The sequence below is a fragment of the Pseudomonas sp. genome, assembly GCF_035277045.1.
Taxonomy (GTDB): Bacteria; Pseudomonadota; Gammaproteobacteria; order Pseudomonadales; family Pseudomonadaceae; genus Aquipseudomonas.
The window spans coordinates 1-2743 of the sequence record NZ_DATELE010000010.1 but is presented as its reverse complement, the minus strand read 5'-3'; the positions used below and the strand labels follow the sequence as shown (position 1 = coordinate 2743).

Below are 2743 nucleotides of genomic sequence, written 5' to 3'. Positions count from 1 at the left end.
GATTTTTTTTGCCTGCGCGATCATGAATGTTGTGGTGTCTGGTCGAAGCGGTAGATGTCCATGCCCAGGGCGCCGAGGGTGAAGCCTTGGTGGACGATGCCGAACCTTTCCCCCGCGCCCATCGCGAAAAACAGCGGCAGCAGGTGCTCATCGCTCGGGTGGTTGCGCGCCGCGAAGGGTGCCTGCCGGCGGTAGTCGAGCAGGGCGGCGGTATCACCCGCCTCCAGCCGCTCAACCACCCAGTCGCGAAACGCCAGGGCCCAGGGCTCGATCGTCTCCGGCCCCGCGTGCCAGTCCAGCTCACCCAGGTTGTGGGTGATGCTTCCGGAACCGACCAGCAGGATGCCTTCCCCGCGCAGCTCCGCCAACGCCTCGCCCACCCGCACCTGCAGCGCCGGCCCCGACTGGCTGGGCAGCGAGACCTGGATCACCGGGATATCCGCTCGCGGATACATCAGGGACAAGGGCACCCAACTGCCATGATCGAACGGACGCTGCGGATCAAGCCGTGCTGGCAGGCCACTGGCCGTGAGCAGCCGACTCACCCGCGTCGCCAACCCGGGCTCGCCGGGGGCGGGGTACTGGACGGCATACAGCGCGGGGGGGAACCCTCCGAAGTCGTGCCAGGTTTCAGGCTGGGGGTGGCCGGTCACCAGCAGCTCACGGCTCTCCCAGTGCGCCGATACCACCACGATCGCCTTGGGCACGGGCAATGCCGCCGCCAGGGCCGCCAGAGCCGGTCCGCTGGCACCGGGTTGCAGGGCGAGCATGGGTGAGCCATGGGAAATGAACAGGCTGGGCAGCATGGTTGTGTCCTGAGGGTTAAGATGAATGCATCTTCAAGCAGATGCACCATCGATATCCAATATAAGTTTTGCAGCCTTTCAATCGAATATTCAGGAGCAATCCATGGAGCCAGCGTTCTGGAACAAGCGGTGGGAAGACAACCAGATCGGTTTTCATCAACCTCAGGTGAACACCTATCTGCACAATCACTGGCCCTCGCTCGGACTTGCCCCGGGCAGCCGGGTGCTGGTGCCGTTGTGCGGCAAAAGCCTGGACATGCTGTGGCTGGCGGCGCAGGGGTACCGGGTGCTGGGCGTGGAAATCTCCGAAAAGGCCGTGCTGGACTTTTTCCACGAGCAGGGCCTGGAGGCCGATGTGCTCGAGCAGGATGGCTTCACCCGCTGGCGCACCGCCGAGATCGAGCTGTGGCAGGGGGATTTCTTTGACTTGCGCGCCGAGGATGTGGCCGATTGCGTCGCGGTCTACGACCGGGCGGCACTGATCGCGTTGCCCCCAGACATGCGCGAGCGCTACGTGCACCACTTGTCCCAAGTGCTGCCAACGGCCAGCGACATCCTCCTGGTGACCCTGGACTACGACCAGGCGCATCTGGACGGGCCACCGTTCGCCGTCACCGATGAGGAAGTGCAGCGTCTGTTCGGTGGCTGGCGGGTAGGGCAGGTGCAGGCCTGCGACGTGCTTGCCGACAGCCCGAAGTTCGTTCAGGCCGGGGTGCCGGCATTGTATGAGCGGGTGTACCGCATCCAGCGTTGATCGCAGTCGGTCGCGCAGACCCGCAGGCATGAAAAAGGGCGACCGAAGTCGCCCTTTTTCAATGCTGTGAAGCGTGCTGTCAGCCGCGGCGGCGCAGGGCGTCGATGCGGTCCTCGAGCGGCGGGTGGCTCATCAGCAGACCGGCCAGGCCGTGCTTGAGGCCGCCATTGATGCCGAAGGCCTTCATCGTATCGGGCATGTGCACCGGCAGGCCTTGCTCGGAACGCAGGCGCTGCAGGGCGCCGACCATCGCGTTGGTGCCGGCCAGGCGGGCACCGGCTTCGTCGGCGCGGTATTCGCGGCGGCGCGAGAACCACATGACGATCATGCTGGCCAGGATGCCCAGCACCAGCTCGGCGACGATGGTGGCGACGAAGAAGGCGATGCCACGGCCTTCTTCGTTCTTGAAGATGACCTTGTCGACGAAGTTGCCGATGATCCGCGCGAAGAACATCACGAAGGTGTTCACCACGCCCTGCACCAGGGCCAGGGTGACCATGTCGCCATTGGCCACATGGCCGATCTCGTGGGCCAGCACCGCGCGCACTTCATCGGGCGAGAAGCGCTCGAGCAGGCCCTGGCTGACCGCGACCAGCGCGTCGTTCCGGTTCCAGCCGGTGGCGAAGGCGTTGGCCTCGTAGGCCGGGAAGATACCCACCTCGGGCATCTTGATGCCGGCTTCGCGGGACAGCTCCTCGACGGTCTGCAGCAGCCACTGCTCGTGGCGGGTGCGGGGCTGGGTGATGACCTGGGTGCCGGTGCTCATCTTCGCCATCCACTTGGAGATGAACAGCGAGATCAGCGAGCCTGCAAAACCGAACACAGCGCAGAAGACCAGCAGCTGGCCGAGGTCGAGGTCGACCCCGTTGGCCGCCATGAACCCGTTGAAGCCAAACAGGCTCAGGGTAATGCTGGCAATCAGCACAACCGCGAGGTTGGTGGCCACGAACAGTAAGATGCGCATCATGGTTGTTACGTTCTCCTGACGGATGATTGTTGCGTACTGCGGGGTATATAAGGCGGGCGTGCCGGCGATTCAACCGGCCGACTATTTCAAACTGTGTATCGGCGAGTATGACAGAGGATTTGCAGGGGGCCGTAGGATAGAGCATTGCAGGATGTAAGAAGGTGTACCGGGTTACCGCGTTGCGCCCATTCGCTGGCAAGCCAGCTCCCACAGGTA

General features: G+C 64.0%; 3 protein-coding genes. 1 reads left to right on the top strand and 2 read right to left on the bottom strand.

What is annotated here, in order from left to right:
- Positions 1 to 20 precede the first annotated feature (20 nt).
- Complete coding sequence (locus tag VJS90_RS00370) at positions 21 to 806, bottom strand: class III extradiol ring-cleavage dioxygenase (RefSeq protein WP_324118012.1); 786 nt, start codon at positions 804 to 806, stop codon at positions 21 to 23.
- Between the two features lie 103 nt (positions 807 to 909).
- Here VJS90_RS00370 and VJS90_RS00365 point away from each other — a divergent pair, with 103 nt between their 5' ends.
- Positions 910 to 1560, top strand: coding sequence for a thiopurine S-methyltransferase (locus VJS90_RS00365; protein ID WP_324118010.1), 651 nt, complete (start codon positions 910 to 912; stop codon positions 1558 to 1560).
- A 79-nt stretch (positions 1561 to 1639) separates the two neighbouring features.
- On the opposite strand, the gene htpX is transcribed toward VJS90_RS00365, so the two are convergent.
- On the bottom strand, positions 1640 to 2527 hold the full coding sequence (htpX, locus tag VJS90_RS00360) for a protease HtpX (RefSeq protein WP_324118008.1): 888 nt from the start codon (positions 2525 to 2527) through the stop codon (positions 1640 to 1642).
- Between the last annotated feature and the right edge of the window lie 216 nt (positions 2528 to 2743).